The 14,341-nt window shown below is 68.1% G+C and carries 14 protein-coding genes; 9 read left to right on the forward strand and 5 right to left on the reverse strand.

What is annotated here, in order from left to right; all coding sequences use genetic code 11:
• Positions 1 to 32: 32 nt before the first annotated feature.
• The 9 genes from JHD77_RS02010 to JHD77_RS02050 all read left to right on the forward strand — a co-directional run bounded on the left by JHD77_RS02010 (position 33) and on the right by JHD77_RS02050 (position 7,435).
• Positions 33 to 881 carry a substrate-binding periplasmic protein gene (locus JHD77_RS02010; protein ID WP_003117645.1) on the forward strand — a complete coding sequence of 283 codons (849 nt, stop codon included), beginning with the start codon at positions 33 to 35 and terminating at the stop codon, positions 879 to 881.
• Positions 878 to 1,237 carry a DUF4398 domain-containing protein gene (locus JHD77_RS02015; RefSeq protein ID WP_003091008.1) on the forward strand — a complete coding sequence of 120 codons (360 nt, stop codon included), beginning with the start codon at positions 878 to 880 and terminating at the stop codon, positions 1,235 to 1,237. Before JHD77_RS02010 ends, JHD77_RS02015 begins: the two co-directional genes overlap by 4 nt.
• Positions 1,237 to 2,046 (forward strand): OmpA family protein, encoded by an 810-nt coding sequence (locus JHD77_RS02020; RefSeq protein ID WP_003091007.1) that lies wholly within the window; start codon positions 1,237 to 1,239, stop codon positions 2,044 to 2,046. The genes JHD77_RS02015 and JHD77_RS02020 overlap by 1 nt, the downstream gene beginning before the upstream one ends.
• Before the next feature lie 193 nt (positions 2,047 to 2,239).
• On the forward strand, positions 2,240 to 2,878 hold the full coding sequence (locus JHD77_RS02025) for a response regulator transcription factor (RefSeq protein ID WP_003091005.1): 639 nt from the start codon (positions 2,240 to 2,242) through the stop codon (positions 2,876 to 2,878).
• A gap of 85 nt (positions 2,879 to 2,963) precedes the next feature.
• Entirely contained in the window at positions 2,964 to 3,332 is a 369-nt protein-coding gene (locus JHD77_RS02030) for a hypothetical protein (RefSeq protein ID WP_003107036.1), read from the forward strand.
• A 221-nt stretch (positions 3,333 to 3,553) separates the two neighbouring features.
• Complete coding sequence (locus tag JHD77_RS02035; protein WP_003091003.1) at positions 3,554 to 4,993, forward strand: aminotransferase-like domain-containing protein; 1,440 nt, start codon at positions 3,554 to 3,556, stop codon at positions 4,991 to 4,993.
• A 328-nt stretch (positions 4,994 to 5,321) separates the two neighbouring features.
• Positions 5,322 to 5,906 (forward strand): ECF family RNA polymerase sigma factor SbrI, encoded by a 585-nt coding sequence (gene sbrI / locus JHD77_RS02040; protein ID WP_003119848.1) that lies wholly within the window; start codon positions 5,322 to 5,324, stop codon positions 5,904 to 5,906.
• Positions 5,903 to 6,667: an anti-sigma factor SbrR gene (gene sbrR, locus JHD77_RS02045; RefSeq protein ID WP_016253214.1), complete on the forward strand. Its 765-nt coding sequence runs from the start codon at positions 5,903 to 5,905 to the stop codon at positions 6,665 to 6,667. Before sbrI ends, sbrR begins: the two co-directional genes overlap by 4 nt.
• Positions 6,668 to 7,012: 345 nt before the next feature.
• The gene (locus tag JHD77_RS02050; protein WP_003091000.1) at positions 7,013 to 7,435 is read left to right on the forward strand and encodes a hypothetical protein; all 423 of its coding nucleotides are present in this window, start codon (positions 7,013 to 7,015) and stop codon (positions 7,433 to 7,435) included.
• Positions 7,436 to 7,448: 13 nt separating this feature from the next.
• Here the strand turns inward: JHD77_RS02050 and JHD77_RS02055 are convergent, their stop codons facing one another.
• From JHD77_RS02055 to atuD, 5 genes are all read right to left on the reverse strand, one after another.
• Positions 7,449 to 9,275 (reverse strand): long-chain-acyl-CoA synthetase, encoded by a 1,827-nt coding sequence (locus tag JHD77_RS02055; protein WP_003117644.1) that lies wholly within the window; start codon positions 9,273 to 9,275, stop codon positions 7,449 to 7,451.
• A gap of 161 nt (positions 9,276 to 9,436) precedes the next feature.
• A complete protein-coding gene (locus tag JHD77_RS02060; protein ID WP_003101741.1) occupies positions 9,437 to 10,261 on the reverse strand; it encodes an SDR family oxidoreductase in 825 nt (274 codons plus the stop codon).
• A 51-nt stretch (positions 10,262 to 10,312) separates the two neighbouring features.
• On the reverse strand, positions 10,313 to 12,298 hold the full coding sequence (atuF, locus tag JHD77_RS02065) for a geranyl-CoA carboxylase subunit apha (protein WP_019726505.1): 1,986 nt from the start codon (positions 12,296 to 12,298) through the stop codon (positions 10,313 to 10,315).
• Between the two features lie 45 nt (positions 12,299 to 12,343).
• A complete protein-coding gene (atuE, locus tag JHD77_RS02070; RefSeq protein WP_003119850.1) occupies positions 12,344 to 13,138 on the reverse strand; it encodes an isohexenylglutaconyl-CoA hydratase in 795 nt (264 codons plus the stop codon).
• Between the two features lie 20 nt (positions 13,139 to 13,158).
• Positions 13,159 to 14,319 (reverse strand): citronellyl-CoA dehydrogenase, encoded by a 1,161-nt coding sequence (atuD, locus tag JHD77_RS02075; protein WP_003101733.1) that lies wholly within the window; start codon positions 14,317 to 14,319, stop codon positions 13,159 to 13,161.
• Positions 14,320 to 14,341 lie beyond the last annotated feature (22 nt).

Below are 14,341 nucleotides of genomic sequence, written 5' to 3' on the forward strand. Positions count from 1 at the left end.
GCGCGCATCCCTGTACCGCGGAGCCTGAATCCATGTCCTTTCGCTGTTCCCCGTGCCGCCTGGCCGGCATCCTGCTGGCGGCGCTGTTCGTTCCGGGGCTGGCCGCGGCGGCCGGCTCCTGCGAGCGCCTGGTGGCCACCGGCAACCCGGAGTACCCCCCCTACCTGTGGCGCGACCCGCAGGATCCGAAGCGCCTGATCGGAGCCAATGCCGACCTGTTGCAGCGCCTGGGCAAGGAGCTCGGCGTGCGCATCGACGTGCTCTACAGCGGCTCCTGGGAGGAGGCCCAGGAAGAGGTGACCAGCGGTCGCGCCGACCTGCTCGCCGGGGCCTACCTGACCCTGGCACGGCTCGGCAGCATGGACTATGTACATCCGCCGTTCCTGATGACCAGCGGGGTGGTCTGGGTGAACAAGGACGCCGCGTTCCCGTTCATCGGCCGCGACGACCTGATCGGGCACAAGGGCAGCGTGCTGGCCGGCAGCAGCCTGGGCGAGGAGTTCGACCGCTTCGCCAAGGCCAGTCTCGACCTGAAGCCGGTGCCGAGCCTGACCCAGGGCTTGCAGGACCTGATGCTCAAGCGCAGCGAGTTCCTCCTCTACCAGGCGTTGCCCGGGCAGGCCCAGGTCGAGGCGCTGGGCATGGCCGACGACCTGGAGGCGCTGGAACCGGTGCTGAGCAGCGAGGGGCTGTACCTGACGCTGTCGCACAACTCCGCCTGCAACGATCCGTGGCTGCGCGGACAACTGGCGAAAAAGATGACAGAATTGTCGGCTGCCGGCGTTCCCGTAACGCTCTTGCAGGACAATCTCGAACGCTGGAAAGCCCAGCAATTGCCGGCTTCCGGCGCCAGTTCGACTACGCAGGAAAGTGACTTGTGAGCATTCGATGGATGATGGCCGCAGGCCTCGCCGCGCTGACCCTGAGCGGTTGTGCGAGCAACGACCCGGCTCCGCTGGAGCAGATGCGCCTGACCGAACAGGCGCTGGAGCAGGCCAAGGCGGTGGGTGCCACCGACGACGTGGCCGAGCTGAAACTGGCCCAGGACAAGTACGCCGCGGCGCAGATCGCGATGACCGCGGAGTCCTACAAGAAGGCGCGCCTGTTGGCCGAGCAGGCCGAGCTGGACGCACGCCTCGCCGAGTCCAAGGTGCTGACGCAGAAGAGCAAGGACCAGCTCGGCGAGCTGGACAAGAGCCTGAAACGTCTGCGCAAGCAACTGGGGGAGACCGACTGATGCCGGGCAAAGCGACTCTCTTCGCCACCCTGCTGGCCTGCGCCGCGCTGGCTGGCTGCGCCGACCACAAGCTCAGCGAACAGTCGCTGGCCAAGGCGCAGAGCGAGTTCGACCAGGTCAAGGAAGATTCCGACGTGCTCCGCGCGGCGCCCAAGGATGTGATCCGCGCCGGCGAATCGCTGGCCCGCGCCGAACGCCTGTCCAGCTACTGGGGCAGCAGCAGCGACGTGATCCAGTATGCCTACCTGAGCCAGCGCTACAGCGAGATCGCTCGCCAGCACGCCTTGCTCAACCTCAACCAGGAGCGCCTGACCCGCCTGCAACTGGAGCGCGAGCGCCTGCAACTGGCCCTGCGCGAAGCCAAGCTGCTCAGCGTGCAGGAGCAGGGCCAGCGCCTGAGCGAGGAGATCGCCAGTCTCAGCACCGAGGAAACCGAGCGTGGCCTGGTGCTCACCCTTGGCGACGTGCTGTTCGACTTCAACCGCGCCGAACTCAAGCCGGCGGCCAACCGCACCGCGCTGAAGCTGGTGCAGTTCCTCCAGCTCAATCCGCGGCGGGTGATCCGCATCGAAGGCTATACCGACAGCGTCGGCGACAGGCAGGCCAACCTCGACCTGTCGCGCGAGCGCGCCCAGGCGGTGGCCGACGTGCTCGCCGATCTCGGCGTGGATCCCGCGCGCATGCAGGTGGTCGGCTACGGCGAAGCCTTCCCGGTCACCGACAACGCCTCCAACCGGGGACGGGCGCAGAACCGCCGGGTGGAGATCGTCTTCTCCAACGACAAGGGCCAGCTCAGCGCGCCGCGCTGAGAACCGCGCCGCCGCAGGAAGCCCCGGTACCCCAAAGGGTCCGGGGCTTTTTTCGTCTGGCGAACCGGGTGGCGCTGGATTTCTCTGTCAGAACTTGCGCAAGAGCGGGCTATCATCGGGATCGAACTAGTTCGAGCGGCAATCCGTGCAGCATAAGCACCTTGTATTTCGTTATAACGAGTAGAGAGGCGCCATGAGTTCGAACGAAACCCTGCCGGGGTTGGTGATCGCCGATTCCTTCCCGGTCATGCAGTGGGCGCTGCAGCGCTACCTCAGCGAGGAGTGCGGACGCCAGGTGCTGGCGGTGGTCGGCGATAGCGACAGCCTGGTGGAGCGCCTGGCCGACCTGCCGCCGGAAAGCATCCTGATCACCGAGCTGGGCTTGCCTGGCCAGCGCAGCCGCGACGGTATCCACCTGGTGGAATGGCTGACTCGGCACTGCCCGCAAATGAAGGTGATGGTCTACTCGGTGTTCAGCGCGCCGTTGCTGGCCAAGGCGGTCCTGCGCAGCGGCGCCTCGGCCTACATCAGCAAGCGCAGCCCGCTGGAGACGCTGAAGGCGGCGCTGGAGTGCATGGCGCTCGGACAGACCTTCCTCGACCCCGGCCTGCACCCGCAGCGGCATACCGGCAAGCCGCTGAGCCCCACCGAGGTGGACATCCTCCGGCGCCTGGCGCGTGGCGACACGGTCAGCGAGATCGCCCAGCGGACCATGCGCAGCGTGTCGACCATCAGCACCCACAAGAAGAACGCGATGGTCAAGATAGGCCTCAACAGTGACGCCGAACTGATCGCCCTGGGCGTGATGAACTGGCTCCACGAACTCGCCTGACCGGGTTCGAAACATCTCGACCGCCAGTTGCGGAACAATCCTCGCCAGCCCCCGGGAGCCATCCCGCCGCAGCCGAGGAATCCGCATGATCCGCCAGCCCCGCTTTGCCCGTTTCGTCCTGCCGTTGTTGCTGAGCCTGTGCCAGCCGTCCTTCGCCGCCGAACTCCGCGCGGTTGCCGAAGCACGCCGCCAGGAACTCCTGCTGGAGGACTCGCCGGTGGCGTGCGGCGAGGCGGGCTGCACGGCGCGGGAAAGCCTCAGCCTGGTGGCGTTGCAGGTGCAGGCCCGGGTTCTGGTCACCCGCCTCGGCCGCGATGATTTTTCCCCGGCCGCCCGCCAGCCCGCCGCCGTCCCGGACTACCGCCTGTTCGGCGATCTCGGCCTGGCGCCAAGCCCCTTCGCCTGGCAAGCGTTGACCGGCGAGAGCGCGGCGGCGGACGCGTTGCGTTTCTGACTTTCCCTATGGCCGCTCCCCAGGCGGCTCTTGGCGGACTGTTTCCCGCCCGCACCCGGCCGGTGGCGACCGACCGGGTTTTCTTTTCCTCGCGAACGCGCCGTCTCTGCGACCGACCCGTACAGTTTTGCGACTGTATGCCTGGTTGTCGGCCGAACTGTTCTGGAGCAGTTTCACGAATTGAGCTACTGTTTCGGTTCAATCGCCGAGGAAAACCCGCCATGACCAATCTGCTGCTTTACCAACGCATCGCCCAGCAGTTGGCCGAGGACATTCGCCGTGGCGTCTACCAGCCGGGCGAGCGGGTACCGTCGGTGCGCAAGCTCAGTACCCAGTTGAACGTCAGCCACGCCACCGTGCTGCAGGCCTACGCCACCCTCGAGGACCAGGGACTGATCCGCGCCCGTCCGCAATCCGGCTTCTACGTCCACCGCACCCCGGCGCTGACCGCGCCGACCCCGGATATCGCGCGGGTCGAGCGTCCCGGCCTGGTCACCCGCAGCAGCATCATCAACCAGGTGCTCGCCGAGTCCCGCCGCGAAGGGGTATTCCCGCTCGGCGCGGCGGTGCCGCACGTGGACTACCTGCCGGTGCGCGCCTTGCACCAGCAACTGGCCAAGGTCACCCGCTTCCAGAGCCCACGGGCGTTCAGCTACATGTTCAGCCCCGGTTTCGAGCCGCTGCGGCGGCAGGTGGCGATCCGCATGCGCGACGCCGGCGTGGTGGTCGACCCGTCGCAGGTGACCATCACCCACGGCTGCGTGGATGCGATCCACATGGCCCTGCGGGTGCTGACCCGTCCCGGCGACCTGATCGCCACCGAGTCGCCGAGCTACTACGGCCTGCTGCAACTGGCCGACGTGCTGGGCCTGAAGGTCATCGAGATCCCCAGCGACCCGCGCACCGGGATCAGCCTTGAAGCGCTGCAACTGGCGGCCAACCAGTGGTCGATCAAGGCCTTGGTGCTGACCGCGCGGCTGAGCAATCCCTTCGGCGGGACGATTCCCGAGGATCGCCAGAAGCAACTGCTGAAACTGACCGCCGAACACAACATCGGGGTGGTCGAGGACGACATCTACGGCGAACTGATGTTCGACCAGGGCCAGGCGCGCTCGCTCAAGTCCCACGACCGCGACGGCCGGGTGATCTACTGCTCGAGTTTCTCCAAGACCATCTCGCCCGGCGTACGCATCGGCTGGATCATCGCCGAGCGCTACCAGGAGGAGATCCGTCGCTTGCAGACCTTCACCACCCATTCGGCCTGCACCGTGACCCAGATGGGCGTCGCCGCCTACCTGGAGAACGGCGGCTACGACCGCCACCTGCGCTACATCCGCCAGGAGTACCGGAAGAACATGACCGCCTACCAGTTGGCGGTGCAGCAGTACTTCCCGGAAGGTACGCAGATGACCCGGCCCAAGGGCGGCTTCATCCTCTGGGTCAGCCTGCCGGCCAAGGTCAACACCAAGGAACTCCACGTGCGGGCCCTGGAGCAGGGCATCAGCATCGCCCCGGGGCTGATCTTCAGCAACACCGAGCAGTTCAACAACTGCCTGCGGCTGACCTGCGGGATTCCCTGGAACCGCGAGGCGGAGCGGGCGATCATGACCCTCGGCATGCTTGCCGGGCAGCTTTGCCAGGAAGGCCTTATCGCCGCCTGAGCGCGAGGCGCTCCCCTGGCTGAGGGGCGCCCCGCGACAGTCCGCGAAGAATTTTCCCGGGGATTAACCCGAATCCACCGACAGCTTCGTCTCAGCGGGTATCTCCGCTGCACGACGAGGTCGTCTCGATGTTTTTCCCGGCTTCCATCCGGACCGGCACTTTCGCCGAACTGTCCGACGCTGGAAAATGTCTACCGATAGCCGCTCCGGCCGCGCTTCTGGCGACGGCCCGGGCGTTTCGTGGCGACGCCGATGCGTGCCGCGAAGGATGTGGCCGATGAGCCTGCTCTCGGTCGCCTTTGACACAGGACAGGAGTCGACCAGCGGCATGCATGCCTCCACCAGCGCCACGACGGCCGCCGGCAGCGACGAAACGCTGCTGGCGCGTTACCGCAAGGGCGACAGCGCGGCCTTCGAGGTGCTCTACCAGCGCCATCGGCAGGGTCTCTACCGTTTTCTCTGCGGCCTGGCCGGACAGACCGAACTGGCCGACGAGATCTACCAGGAAACCTGGCTCAGCCTGATCCGCAGCGAGAGCCAGCCGCAGGGCCGGGCGAGCTTCCGCACCTGGCTCTACCAGATCGCCCGCAACCGCCTGATCGATCATTGGCGCAAGCATGGCCAGCGCCAGCCGTTGCAGGACAGCTACGACGAACAGTTGCACGCGCAACCCGACCAGGGCGCCGGCCCCGAGCAGCAGCTCAGCCTGAGCCGCGACGGCGAGCGCTTGCAGAGCGCGCTGGAGACCCTGCCCGAGGAACAGCGCGAGGTATTCCTGATGCGCGCCCACGGCGAACTGGAACTGGCCGAGATCGCCACGCTCACCCAGTCGCCGCTGGAGACGGTGAAGAGCCGTTTCCGCTACGCGGTGCAGAAGCTGCGCCGGCTGCTGGCCGAGGAGGTGGCGGTATGAACCCACAGAAGCATTCCGCGAGCGTCGCCGAAGAGCAGATGCTGGCGCATTTCCGCGCCCACGCGCCGCAGCAGCCGGCGCCGGCGCTGGACCAGGCGATCCTCGCCGCCGCGCGACGCCAGGCGGCGCATGTCGAACCCGCCCGGTCCTGGTGGCGGCGCTGGCTGGAAGCCTCCCGCAGGCCGCGTTGGCAGGCGGCTTTCGCCAGCCTGCTGGGCGTGGCGCTGGTGCTGGGGCTGGTCAGCCACAACGTGCTGGACGACGCCGAGCGCCAGGCCCGCCCCGAAGTGGCGTTCAGCGATGTGCCTCTGCGCGACGGAGTCGCCGGGGCCGCTGCGGCGAAGCGGGCCATGCGCGCGCCGGCGGCGCCGGCTCCGCTGTCCAGCGAGATGTCGGAGCCCCCGGCCTTGCTGGCCAGCTACGCATCGTCCGGGGAGGCGCCGCAACTGATGGCCGAGGCCGCGCCGGCGGCTCCGGCTGCCCTGGCCGACCGACCGCCGGCCCAGGCCGCGCAGCAGGCGAAGGTCCAGGCGGCGCTGGCCGGCGACTTCGTCGCCCAGGCCAGGGGCAAGGCGGTTGCGGTGAAGCCGGAGGTGCTCGACGAGGCGCTCGGGGCGGTCCTTGCCCTGCGTGAGCAGGGCAAGACGGAGCAGGCCGCGACCCAGTTGGCCGAGCTGCAGAAACGTTTCCCCGGAGAGAACCTGGTGGAACGACTGGAACGCCTCGCGACGATAGCCGCGAGCGCCAGGAAACGGCCGTGACGACCATGGCCCGCGACGCGGCGGCGGCGTCGCGGGCTGACATCAAGCGGTTATCCGCGCATGACAGGTTAGACATGGGGCGAACAACAGAGAGAGTGCCAGGATGACGATAGTGACCCCTTGCCTTGGTTGCAGTCTGCCGTCAGCATTGCCGCAATTGGCCATACCTGCGTGACTATGAAACGTCTTTGCCGAATTTGCGTCGTTGTTCTTTTCGGTTGCTTCCTGGCGGCCTGCGATGACGGCTCCAAGGCACCGGAAAAGAAAGCCCCGGAAGCACCGCCGCAGGAGCAGCGCGCCCCTGCCAAGCCAGTGAAGCCTGCACGAGCGGAGCCAGCGCCTGCCGTGCCTGCCGCGCCGAAAACAGCTTCGAAGAAGGTCGCGCCAGCCGCGGAGCAGGTTGCCGAACCCAAGCCGCCGGCCAAGCCGAAGCCTGCGGCTGCGCCGCCGAAGCCGGCCAGCAGGCCGGTCGCCAAGGACAAGCCGGCGCCGGCGAAGCGCGCTTCCACCGCTCGTCTCGACCCCGAGGTACGCAAGCCGCTGCCGAGCGCCAAGCTGGACCTGCGCCTGCCGAAGGAACTGGTGCAGAAGATGGCGCCGCCCGGCACGGAAGAGACCCATAAGCCCAAGCCGCTGTTGCCGCCGATGTTCGAGGAAAAGGACGACAGCGACTTCCGCCTCAACGGCCAGTTGCTCTATCGCGACCGCGAACTGGGCGTGTCGCGGCCCCTGGAAGGGGCCGAGTTGCAGTTCGAGTTCCGCCAGTAGGCCGCCACGGTGCTCAGAAGCGGTAGCGCTGCTCCTGCAACGCCTGGTACAGCTCCGCGTCCAGCGGCTGGTAGCCGGCGCTGCCGGGCAACCTGACGAAGAGTTTGTCGCTGACCCGCGCGGGATCGTAGGCGTCGCGCTTGAGGTCGGTCTTCTTGTACTTGAAGGTGCCGGTGGTCTCGACTTCGCGCAGCAGGCGCAGGAACACCGGTGTGGCATAGGCCGGCAACTCGCGGTCGAGGTGCGCGGCGAGAGCGTCGCGGTCCAGTTCGACGCCATCGGCCAGGCGCAGCGCGGCCATCCCGCAGCGGCCGTTGGTGCCGGGAATCTCCACGCCGTAGACCACCGCATCCTCGACCCCGTCGAAGGCGCCGAGGGCGTTTTCCACCTCGGTGGTGGAAACGTTCTCGCCCTTCCAGCGGAAGGTGTCGCCGAGACGGTCGACGAACTGGGTGTGCTTGAAACCGATGTCGCGCATCAGGTCGCCGGTGTTGAACCAGGCGTCGCCCTTCTTGAACACGTCGCGGAGGATCACCGCTTCGCTCTTGGCCGGATCGGTGTAGCCGTCGAACGGCCACTTCGCACTGATCTCGCTGATCAGCAGGCCGACCTCGCCCTTGCCGACCTTCTCCATGAAGCCCTTGGCGTCGCGCACCGGGTGGTCGTTCTCCAGGTCGTAGCGGACGATGGCGTAGGTGGCTGGGGAGAAGCCCACCGTATTGTCGAAATTGAATACATTGGTGAAGCCGATGTTGCCTTCGCTGGAAGCGTAGAACTCGGTGATCCGCTGGATCTCGAAGCGTTGCTTGAACTCGGCCCAGATCGACGGGCGCAGGCCGTTGCCGATCATGCAGGTCAGGCTATTGCCGCGTTCCTCGGCGCACGGTGGCTGGTTCAGCAGGTAGCGGCAGAGCTCGCCGATGTAGCCGAAGCAGGTCGCCCGGTAGTGTTGCACGTCCTTCCAGAAACCGCTGGCGGAGAACTTGCGGCGCAGGGCCATGGCCGCGCCGCCGGCGAGCGCCGCGCTCCAGCAGACGGTCACGGCGTTGTTGTGGTAGCAGGGCAGGGTTAGGTAGAGCACGTCGTCGCGGCCCAGGCCCAGACCGGAATGGCCGAAGCCGCCGTAGGCCTTGATCCACTTGCCGTGGCTCATGATCGAGGCTTTCGGCAGGCCGGTGGTGCCGGAGGTGTAGATGTAGAAGCAGGAGTCCTTGAGCCGCACCCTGCCGGTGTCCTCGAGGTTCTCCGAGGTCTGTCCCTGGGCCAGGCGCATCAGGTTGCGCCAGCCCATCGGCGGCGAGCCGGGATCGCCGAGGGTGTCGCCGTCGTCGACCCAGTAGCAATGGCCGGCGTTGCCGAGCACCTCCTGGCGGACTTCCTCGAACACCTCGCGCAACTCTTCGCCGACCACGAAGTGGCCGGGCTTCACCAGGTTCAGGCTGTGCACCAGGACCTTGCCGCGCTGGGTGGTGTTGACCAGTGCGCCGATGGCGCCGAGCTTGGCCAGGGCGGCGAGGATCGCCAGCAGCTCGACGCGGTTTTCCAGCATCACCGCGACCACGCTGCCGTGGCCTACGCCCTCGGCCTTGAAGGCGCGCGCCAGGCGATTGGCCCAGCCGTTGAACAGGGCGTAGCTGATCCGCCGCTGGCCGTCGAGCACCGCCGGGTTGTCCGGGTACAGGCGTGCCGCGCGCTCCAGCGCCCAGCCCAGGGACAGGCTCTTCTCGCGGTTACGGATCGCGGTGTAGTACAGGCCGCGCAGCATGCGCGGCACGCGGCCGAAGGTGGCAGGCAGGCGGGCAACGAAACGGTTGAAAGTGATCAGGTCGGCGTGGGTCATGGCTCTCGCGCTTGTCGTTGTTGTGCGGGGCGTAGGACGCTCCCGCGACTCTAGACCGCAGCCGCCGCCTCGGCTATGACCGTTGCGCGGTCGCCCCGGGGCACTTCGGCAAATAGCCCGGAAGCCCGCCGCAGAGCGCCGCGCGCCTTTCGTCGGAGACCTCAGTCGAGGAACAGGTCGGGCACCAGCGCGCCACCCTCCGGGTCGTAGCGGTACTGCTCGAAATCGCTCTGGCCGCGCTCGCGCAGCAATTCCTCGTCGACCAGCAGGCGCCCGCTGAGGCTGCGCCCCTCGCTGGTGAGAATGGCGTGCGCGGCGTCGGCCATGATCGCCGGGGTGCGCGCGCGGCGGAAGGCGTCACGGCTGCCCAGCTCGAACTCGATGGCGGCGGTGGCGATCATGGTCTTCGGCCACAGCGCGTTGACGCTGATGGCGTATTTCCCGAACTCCTCGTGCATCCCCAGGGTAAGCATGCTCATGCCGTACTTGGTGACCGTGTAGGGGCCGTGCTGGGCGAACCACCTGCCGGCCAGGTTGATCGGCGGCGACAGGCTGAGGATGTGGCCGTTGGCGCTCCTGCGCAGGTAGGGCAGGGCGGCCTGGCTGCAGACCAGCACCGCGCGGGTGTTGATCTGGTACATCAGGTCGAAGCGCTTGGGCTCCAGCTTCTCCACCCCGACCAGGCGGATCGCCCCGGCGTTGTTGACCAGCGCGTCGATCCCGCCGAAGCGTTCGGCGGCGCGGGCCATGGCCGCCGCCACGGCCTGCTCGTCGCGCACGTCGAGTTGCAGCGGCAGGGCCTGGCCGCCGGCGGCCTCGACCTCGGCGGCGACGCTGAAGATGGTGCCTTCCAGCTTCGGATGCGGCTCGGCGCTCTTCGCCGCGATCACCAGGTTGGCGCCATCGCGCGCGGCGCGCAGGGCTATCTCCCGGCCGATGCCGCGGCTGGCGCCGGTGATGAACAGGGTCTTGCCGTGCAGTGACATGGGCGTCTCCGTTTTCTTGTCGTTGTCGTTGCGGATGAGCGGCGGGGTGTCTCAGGCGTCGGCTTCCACCTCGACCAGCACCTGCCGGTTGCGCACCTGCTCGCCACGGCCGACCTGGACGCGGCGGACCACGCCGTCGACTCCGGCCTTCAGCGGGTGTTCCATCTTCATTGCCTCCAGCACCAGCAGCAGTTGGCCCTTGCCGACCCGTTCGCCCTCGCCGACCAGCACCTCGACGATGGCGCCGTCCATCGGCGCCTTGAGCGTGCCGGAACTGGCGCCGACCTGGGCGCTGGCGCCGGCGTGGGTGACGTCGAGCAGTTCGAGGTTGCCGCCGTGGCCGTATAGCCAGAGGCGCCCGCCGTCCAGGTGGTAGGCGTGGCGGCGGCGAATGCCGTCGAGTTCGGCGCTGGCCCAGCGTCCGTCGCAGTCGAGCAGGCGCACGGCGATCTCGCGTCGCTCCAGGCGCGCCAGCAGTCGCGGCCGGCGACCGCTTTCGAGGACGTCCAGGCCGATCTCCAGGCGCTGTTCGGCGTGCTTCAGGACGATCTTCCACGGTGCCCCGGCGGCGCTGCGCCAGCCGGCCAGGCCGGGCTGGTGCGCACTGGCCTCGGCGCCGGCCTGGTAGAGCAGGGCGGCGGCCAGGGCCAGTTCCTCGGCGCCCGGCTGGCGCGGTTGCAGGCTGGGGTCTTCGGCGAAGCGTTCGGCGATGAAGGCGGTGGTCGCCTCGCCGGCGGCGAAGTCCGGATGCGCCAGGAGGTTGGCGAGGAACCGCTGGTTGCCGTCGACCCCCAGCAGCACGCAGCGCTCCAGCGCGCGGATCAGCTTGCGCCGGGCTTCGTCGCGGGTCGCCCCGTAGGCGATCAGCTTGGCCAGCATCGGGTCGTAGAAGGGCGTCACCGCCTGCCCCTCGACCAGGCCATGGTCGATGCGTACGCCGGGCAGCAGTTCCGGGTCCCAGCGCAGCACCGTGCCGGTCTGCGGCAGGAAGCCGCGACCGGCGTCCTCGGCGTAGAGGCGGACCTCGATGGCATGCCCGCGCAGTTCCACCTGTTCCTGCCGCAGCGGCAGCGGATGGCCCTCGGCGACGCGGATCTGCCAGGCCACCAGGTCCTGGCCGGTGACCAGTTCGGTGACCGGGTGTTCGACCTGCAGGCGGGTATTCATCTCCAGGAAGTAGAAGCGGCCATCCTCGCCGAGAAGAAACTCGACGGTGCCGGCGCCCACGTAGTTGACCGAAGCCGCGGCCTTCACCGCCGCCTCGCCCATGGCGCGACGCAGGTCGGCATCGAGCACCGGGCAGGGAGCTTCCTCGATGACCTTCTGGTGGCGGCGCTGCACCGAGCAGTCGCGTTCGCCGAGGTAGAGCAGGTTGCCGTGGCGGTCGCCGAACACCTGGATCTCCACATGGCGCGGGCGCAGCACGGCCTTCTCCAGGATCAGTTCGGCGCTGCCGAAGGCGCCCAGCGCTTCCGAGCGTGCGGTGCGCAACTGCTCCAGCAGTTGGTCGGGTTCCTCCACCAGGCGCATGCCGCGGCCGCCGCCGCCGGCGCTGGCCTTGATCATCAGTGGGTAGCCGATGCGTTCGGCCTCGCGCCGCAGGGTCGCGTCGTCCTGTTCGGCGCCTTCGTAGCCGGGGATGCACGGCACCCCGGCGGCGAGCATGGCGATCTTCGACAGGCGCTTGCTGCCCATCAGGTGGATGGCTTCCGCATCCGGGCCGATGAAGACGATCCCGGCGGCTTCGCAGGCACGGGCGAATTCGGCGTTCTCGGAGAGGAAGCCGTAGCCGGGGTGGATCGCCTCGGCGCCGCTGCGACGGGCGGCGTCGAGGATCGCCTCGAGATTCAGGTAGGACTGCGCCACCGCTGCCGGGCCGATGCACACGGCCTCGTCGGCCAGTTGCACATGGCGGGCGTCGGCGTCCGCCTCGCTGTACACGGCGACGCTGCGGTAGCCCAGTTCATGGGCGGTGCGCAGCACCCGGCAGGCGATTTCACCGCGGTTGGCGACGAGGATCTTGTTGAAGCTGGGCATGTCGTTCGGCTCCTGGAGGCTGTTGCCCTGTTTCGCGGTCGTGGCTCACTGGGCCCAGACCGGCTTGCGTTTCTGTACGAAGGCCAGGGTGCCTTCGCTGCCTTCGGCGCCGCCCACCGCTTCGGCGAACTGTCGCGCCGCATCGTCCAGCAGGGCGCCGAGTTCGCCGCTTTCGCTGGCCAGCAGCAGGGCCTTGGTGGCGGCGTTGGCGTTCGGCGCGCAGCGGCGCAGTTGCTCTAGGGTTTCCTCCAGGCGCTGTTCGAGGGCATCGGCGTCGGCCTCGCAGAAATGCACCAGGCCCAGACGCAGCGCCTCGCGGCCGTCGAAGCGGGCGGCGGTGAGGGCCAGGCGGCGGGCCTGGGTCAGGCCGATGCGGCGGACCACGAAAGGCGCGATCTGCGCCGGGAGAATGCCGAGGCTGGTTTCCGGCAGGCCGAACTGCGCATCGGCGGCGGCGATCGCTACGTCCGACACGCAGGCCAGGCCGAAACCGCCGCCGAGCACCGCGCCTTCCACCAGCGCCACCAGCAGTTGCGGGGCGGCCTGGGCTTCCTCCAGCAGGCTGCCGAAGGCGCGGTTCAGCGTGCGGTAGGCTTCCGCCCCGGCGGCGCGGGCACCGGCCATGTCCTTGATGTCGCCGCCGGCGCAGAAGTGCCCGCCGGCGCCGCGCAGCACCAGCGCCCGCACGCTACGGTCGTCGCGCACGGCGGCGAGCACCGCGCGCAGTTCGCCGACCATCGCCAGGCTCATGGCGTTGCGGCTTTGCGGGCGGTTCAGGGTGATCCGCAGGACGCCCTCGACGGGTTCCAGCAGCAGGGTCTCGCAATGCGGCAGGCTCATGCCGGTTTCCTCCTGGAACGTCAGCCTTTCTTCTTGCCCGGCAGGATGCCCATCAGCTTGCAGATGATGCCGAGCATGATCTCGTCGGCACCGCCGCCGATGGATACCAGGCGGGTGTCGCGGTAGGCGCGGGAGACCGGGTTGTCCCACATGAAGCCCATGCCGCCCCAGTACTGCAGGCAGGCGTCGCTGACCTCGCGGCCGAGGCGGCCGGCCTTGAGCTTGGCCATGGAAGCCAGGCGCGTCACGTCCCTGCCTTTCACGTACAGCTCGGTGGCCTGGTAGACCAGGGCGCGCAGCGCCTCGACCTCGGTCATCATCTCGGCCATGCGGAAGTGGATGACCTGGTTGTCGATCAGCGGCTGGCCGAAGGTCCTGCGCTCCTTGCAATACTCGATGGTGACGTCGATGCAGTGCTCCAGGCCCTTGATCATGTTGGCCGCGCCGAACAGCCGTTCTTCCTGGAACTGCAGCATCTGCATCATGAAGCCGGCGCCTTCCGCGCCGATGCGGTTGCGCTGCGGTACGCGGACGTTATCGAAGAACACCTGGGCGGTCTCCGAACTGCGCATGCCGAGCTTGTCCAGGTGCGGGCTGAGGGTAATGCCCGGGGTCTTCATCGGGACCACGATCAGCGACTTGTTGACGTGCGGCTTGTCGTCGGAGGTATTGGCGAGCAGGCACATGAAGTCGGCCGACGGCGAGTTGGTGATCCACATCTTGCTGCCGTTGATCACATAGTCGTCGCCGTCCTTGCGCGCGGTGGTCTTCAGGCCGGCGACGTCGGAGCCGGCGCCGACCTCGGAGACGCCGATGCAGCCGACCATCTCGCCGGCGATGGCCGGGCGGAGGAACTCCTCGCGCAACTCGTCGGAACCGAAGCGGGCCAGGGCCGGGGTGCACATGTCGGTCTGCACGCCGATGGCCATCGGGATGCCGCCGCAGGTGATGCTGCCGAATTCCTCGGCGGCGACGATCGAGTAGCTGTAGTCCAGGCCCATGCCGCCGAACTTCTCCGGCTTGGAGATGCCCAGCAGGCCGAGTTCGCCGGCCTTGCGGAAGATCTCGTGGATCGGGAAGCGGCCGTCCTTTTCCCACTGGTCGACGTTGGGGTTGATTTCCCGCTCGACGAAGCTGCGAACGGTGCGGCGGAGTTCCTCGTGTTCCTGGGTGAAGATCATGGGTTGTCTTTCCTCCTGGGCA

This window comes from Pseudomonas sp. P20, from assembly GCF_016463925.1.
Lineage (GTDB): Bacteria > Pseudomonadota > Gammaproteobacteria > Pseudomonadales > Pseudomonadaceae > Pseudomonas > Pseudomonas aeruginosa.

What these genes read in the sequence shown, in the direction of transcription:
- JHD77_RS02010 (WP_003117645.1), top strand. Translation starts at nt 33, where the DNA reads ATGTCCTTTCGCTGTTCCCCGTGCCGCCTGGCCGGCATCCTGCTGGCG.
- JHD77_RS02020 (WP_003091007.1), top strand. Translation starts at nt 1,237, where the DNA reads ATGCCGGGCAAAGCGACTCTCTTCGCCACCCTGCTGGCCTGCGCCGCG.
- JHD77_RS02025 (WP_003091005.1), top strand. Translation starts at nt 2,240, where the DNA reads ATGAGTTCGAACGAAACCCTGCCGGGGTTGGTGATCGCCGATTCCTTC.
- JHD77_RS02030 (WP_003107036.1), top strand. Translation starts at nt 2,964, where the DNA reads ATGATCCGCCAGCCCCGCTTTGCCCGTTTCGTCCTGCCGTTGTTGCTG.
- JHD77_RS02035 (WP_003091003.1), top strand. Translation starts at nt 3,554, where the DNA reads ATGACCAATCTGCTGCTTTACCAACGCATCGCCCAGCAGTTGGCCGAG.
- sbrI (WP_003119848.1), top strand. Translation starts at nt 5,322, where the DNA reads ATGCATGCCTCCACCAGCGCCACGACGGCCGCCGGCAGCGACGAAACG.
- sbrR (WP_016253214.1), top strand. Translation starts at nt 5,903, where the DNA reads ATGAACCCACAGAAGCATTCCGCGAGCGTCGCCGAAGAGCAGATGCTG.
- JHD77_RS02055 (WP_003117644.1), bottom strand. Translation starts at nt 9,275, where the DNA reads ATGACCCACGCCGACCTGATCACTTTCAACCGTTTCGTTGCCCGCCTG.
- JHD77_RS02060 (WP_003101741.1), bottom strand. Translation starts at nt 10,261, where the DNA reads ATGTCACTGCACGGCAAGACCCTGTTCATCACCGGCGCCAGCCGCGGC.
- atuF (WP_019726505.1), bottom strand. Translation starts at nt 12,298, where the DNA reads ATGCCCAGCTTCAACAAGATCCTCGTCGCCAACCGCGGTGAAATCGCC.
- atuE (WP_003119850.1), bottom strand. Translation starts at nt 13,138, where the DNA reads ATGAGCCTGCCGCATTGCGAGACCCTGCTGCTGGAACCCGTCGAGGGC.
- atuD (WP_003101733.1), bottom strand. Translation starts at nt 14,319, where the DNA reads ATGATCTTCACCCAGGAACACGAGGAACTCCGCCGCACCGTTCGCAGC.